Below are 4442 nucleotides of genomic sequence, written 5' to 3' on the forward strand. Positions count from 1 at the left end.
TATTCTGCGGCTTCTTCGTATGCTTCCATTGGTGGGCATGTGCAGACAAGGTTTCGGTCTCCGTATGCGTTGTCGACGCGGTTGACGGGGGACCAGTATTTGTCGACGCCCATGGAGCCCGGAGGGAAGCAGGCCTGTTCGCGGGTGTAGGGGCGGTCCCAGTCGCCGACCAGATCGCGCACCGTGTGGGGGGCGTTTTTCAGCGGGTTGTTCTCCGCGTCGATCTTGCCATCGATGATGTCCTGCGCCTCGGCCCGGATCGAGAGCATGGCGTCGCAGAAGCGGTCCAGCTCGTCCTTGGGTTCGGACTCGGTGGGCTCCACCATCAGCGTGCCCGCCACCGGCCAGGACATGGTCGGGGCGTGGAAGCCGGAATCGACCAGACGTTTGGCGACGTCATCCACGGTCACATGCGCCGCCTCGTCCAGCGGACGGGTGTCGAGGATGCATTCATGCGCCACACGACCGGTCTCGGAGGTGTAGAGGATCGGATAGGCATCCTGCAGACGCGCCGCGATATAGTTGGCGTTCAGGATCGCCACTTTGGTCGCCTGGGTCAGGCCCGCGCCACCCATCAGCAGCACATAGGCCCAGCTGACCGGCAGGATCGAGGGCGAGCCGAAGGGCGCCGCCGAGACCGGACCCACAGCGGTGCCGTATTCCGGGTGGCCGGGCAGGTGCTCGGTCAGGTGGGCCTTGACGCCGATCGGACCCATGCCGGGACCGCCGCCGCCATGCGGGATGCAGAAGGTCTTGTGCAGGTTCAGGTGGCTGACATCGCCGCCAATGTCACCGGGACGCGACAGACCCACCATGGCGTTCATGTTGGCGCCGTCGATATAGACCTGACCGCCGTGGTCATGGGTAATCTGGCAGACCTCCTGCACGGTGGTCTCGAACACGCCATGGGTCGAGGGGTAGGTGATCATGCAGCCAGCCAGATGTTCCGAGTGCTTCTCCGCCTTGGCGCGGAAGTCGTTCAGATCAATGTTGCCATTCTCATCCGCCTGCACCGGGACAACCTGCCAGCCCACCATCTGCGCCGAGGCCGGGTTGGTCCCGTGCGCCGAGGTTGGGATCAGGCAGACATTGCGGTGCCCTTCGCCGCGGGCGAAGTGATAGTTACGGATGGTCAGCAGGCCTGCATATTCGCCCTGCGCGCCCGAGTTGGGCTGCTGGGAGATCGCATCATAGCCGGTGATCTGGCACAGCTTGTCGTTCAGATCGGCAATCATCTCGTGATAGCCCTGCGCCTGATCTTCAGGGCAGAACGGGTGCAGATTGCCGAACTCGGGCCAGGTGACCGGGATCATCTCGATCGTGGCGTTCAGCTTCATGGTGCACGAGCCCAGCGGGATCATCGCCCGGTCCAGCGCCAGGTCGCGGTCGGCCAGACGGCGCATATAGCGGGTCATCTCGGCCTCGGCCCGGTTCTTGTGGAAGATCTCGTGGGTCAGATACGGCGTCTCGCGCAGCGCGTAGTCCGGCAGGCGGTACTGCTTGTTCGAGCTGTCGTCTGTCTTGTCGATACCAAAGGCCCCCCAGACGGCTTCGATGGTCTCGGGCCGGGTCTGTTCGTCCAGGCTGATGCCCACACGTGTATCGCCGACCTTGCGCAGGTTGACGCCCCGGGCGACGGCGGCCTCCATGACGGTCTTCTGCAGGTGGCCGACCTCAACGGTGATGGTGTCGAAGAACACCTCGGGTTCGACCGAGAAGCCCGCCTCTTCCAAACCAGCCGCCAGGCGCGAGGTCTTGCGGTGTACCGATTGCGCGATGGCCTTGATGCCATCGGGGCCGTGATAGACCGCATACATCGAGGCAATCACCGCCAGCAGCGCCTGCGCAGTACAGACGTTCGAGTTCGCTTTCTCGCGGCGAATATGTTGCTCGCGGGTTTGCAGCGCGAGGCGATACGCTTTGTTGCCGCGGCTGTCGATGCTGACGCCGATGATCCGGCCCGGCATGGACCGCTTCAGCTTATCAGTGGTCGCCATATAGGCGGCGTGCGGGCCACCATAGCCCATCGGAACGCCAAAGCGCTGGGTCGAGCCGATGGCAATGTCGGCACCCATCTCACCCGGTGACTTCAGCAGCGCCAGCGACAGGATGTCGGCCGCCACGATGGCGATGGCTTTGTGTTCGTGCAGCGCTGCGATTTCCTTGGTGAAGTCGCGCACATGGCCGTGGGTGCCGGGGTATTGGAAGATCGCGCCAAAGACAGCACCTGCATCCAGCGTGTCCGGATCGGCGACTTGCACGTCGATGCCCAGAGGCTCAGCGCGGGTTTTGATCACCGCGATGGTTTGCGGGTGGCAGTTCTTGTCAACAAAGAAGGCCGCGTTGTTGGCCTTGGACCGGCCACCGCGCTTGGCCATCGCCATGGCTTCGGCCGCCGCTGTGGCTTCGTCGAGCAGCGATGCGTTGGCCACGTCCAGCCCGGTCAGGTCGCTGACCATGGTCTGGAAGTTCAACAGCGCCTCAAGACGGCCCTGGCTGATCTCGGGCTGATAAGGCGTGTAGGCGGTGTACCAGGCCGGGTTTTCCAGAATGTTGCGCAGGATCGGCGCGGGCGTGGTGGTGCCGTAATAGCCCTGACCGATCAGCGAGGTCAGAACCTTGTTCTTGCTCGCCACCTCTTTCATGTAGAACAGCGCATCGCGCTCGGTCATCGCCGGACCCCAGTCCAGCGGCTCTTTCTGGCGGATCGCCGGCGGGACGGTGGCGTCGATCAGTTGGTCCAGCGTCTTGAAGCCGATCACCTTGAGCATGTCGCGCATCTCGGTCGGACTGGGACCAATGTGGCGGCGATTGGCAAAGTCATAGGCTTCGTAGTCAGTCAGTTTGAAAGCCATTGCAGCGCTCCTATGAATAAGTCAGGTCGGGCGGAGACCACGCAGGCCCCCGATACATCATCACGAGCCGGTCCGGCCCGAACGGGCGGAGCCCTGTGCAGGGCTCCGGTCTGGATCAGCCGATGAAGTGCTTGTAGCCGGCCTCATCCATCAGATCTTCCAGCTGCGACGCGTCGGTGATCTTGATCTTGTAGATCCATGCCTCACCTTCGGGGTCTTCGTTCAGCGCGCCAGGATTGTCGGCCAGCGCCTCGTTGACCTCGACGATCTCGCCATCAACCGGGGCATAGAGTTCCGAGGCCGCTTTGACGGATTCAATCACACCGATCTCGCCGTCTTTCTCGAACTCGTCACCCACTTCCTGCTGTTCCACGAAGACCACATCGCCCAGCTGCTCGGCGGCATGTTTGGTGATGCCCAGAGTGGCTGTGTCGCCATTCACGTCGATCCACTCGTGCTCTTCGGAATAATAGGTTGCCATCTTGTCTCTCTCCTGACTTCAACGCTTGTAATTCTGGGTAACGAAGGGCAGCGCCACGATCTCGGCCGGTTGCGGCTTGCCCCGAATGATCAGATTGACGGTCTCGCCCGGCTCACCATGGCCTGCGGACACATAGCCCATCGCAACGGGGCCACCGACCGTCGGGCCAAACCCGCCCGAGGTGATCTGGCCAATGGTGTTGCCTTCCGTGCACTGGATCTCAACACCCTGACGCGCAGGCGCGCGGCCCTTGGGCTTGATGCCCACCAGCTTGCGGGATGCGCCCTCGGCCAGCTCGCGTTGGATGCGCTCGGCCCCCGGGAACCCGCCTTCTTCCTTGCGGCGTTTCTGGATCGCCCAGCTCAGCGAGGCTTCGATGGGCGAGGTGCTATGGTCGATGTCATTGCCATAGAGGCACAGCCCCGCTTCAAGCCGCAGGCTGTCGCGTGCGCCCAGACCGGCCGCTTCGCAATCCTCATGCGCCAGGAAGGCGCGGGTGATCTCAATGGCCTTGTCCTCGGGGATCGAGATCTCGTACCCGTCCTCACCGGTATAGCCCAGGCGCGAGATACGGCATTCGACGCCGTTGATATCGGCCACGGTGGTTTCCATGAACTTCAGATCGCGGGCGGCCGGGCAAAGCTCACCCACAACGTTTTCCGCTGCGGGGCCTTGCACGGCGACCAGCGCGCGGTCGAAGATCTCGGTCACTTCGACGCCTTCGAGGTGCGCGCGCATATGCGGGATGTCCTGATGGCGCAGCGCCGCGTTCACCACCACAAAATAGTGATCGCCCGCATTCGACACGATCAGGTCATCCATGATCCCGCCGTCTTCATTCGTAAAGAACCCGTACCGCGCCTTGCCTTCCTTCAGCGTCGCATAAGCCTGCGGGCAGAGCGCCTCGAGCTTCTCGCCCACATTCTCACCGCGCAGGGTCACCTGACCCATATGGCTCACATCAAACACAGCCGCCTTCTCACGACACTGCTTGTGCTCCCCCATAATCCCCAACGGATACTGAACAGGCATCTCCCAGCCCGCAAAATCAACCATCTTTCCACCCAACTCAACGTGAAGAGAGTAAAGTGGAGTGCGATTCGGTG

Annotated in this window: 3 protein-coding genes; all 3 read right to left on the minus strand. The window is 62.6% G+C overall.

Annotated features, from left to right (window positions below; genetic code table 11):
- Nucleotides 1–2855: aminomethyl-transferring glycine dehydrogenase (gene gcvP, locus ACR0IP_RS22900; protein WP_480528123.1), on the minus strand; the 2855-nt coding region annotated here is incomplete at its 3' end.
- 115 nt (nt 2856–2970) lie between these two features.
- On the minus strand, nt 2971–3336 hold the full coding sequence (gcvH, locus tag ACR0IP_RS22905; protein WP_480528124.1) for a glycine cleavage system protein GcvH: 366 nt from the start codon (nt 3334–3336) through the stop codon (nt 2971–2973).
- 18 nt (nt 3337–3354) lie between these two features.
- Nucleotides 3355–4442, minus strand: a 1088-nt coding sequence (gene gcvT, locus ACR0IP_RS22910) for a glycine cleavage system aminomethyltransferase GcvT (RefSeq protein WP_480528125.1), incomplete at its 5' end; no start/stop codon positions are given.

It is taken from the genome of Ruegeria sp. AL11, assembly GCF_056540865.1.

Bases quoted from the DNA above. Each gene is read 5' to 3' on its own strand.
- gcvH (WP_480528124.1), bottom strand. From the start codon at position 3,336: ATGGCAACCTATTATTCCGAAGAGCACGAGTGGATCGACGTGAATGGC.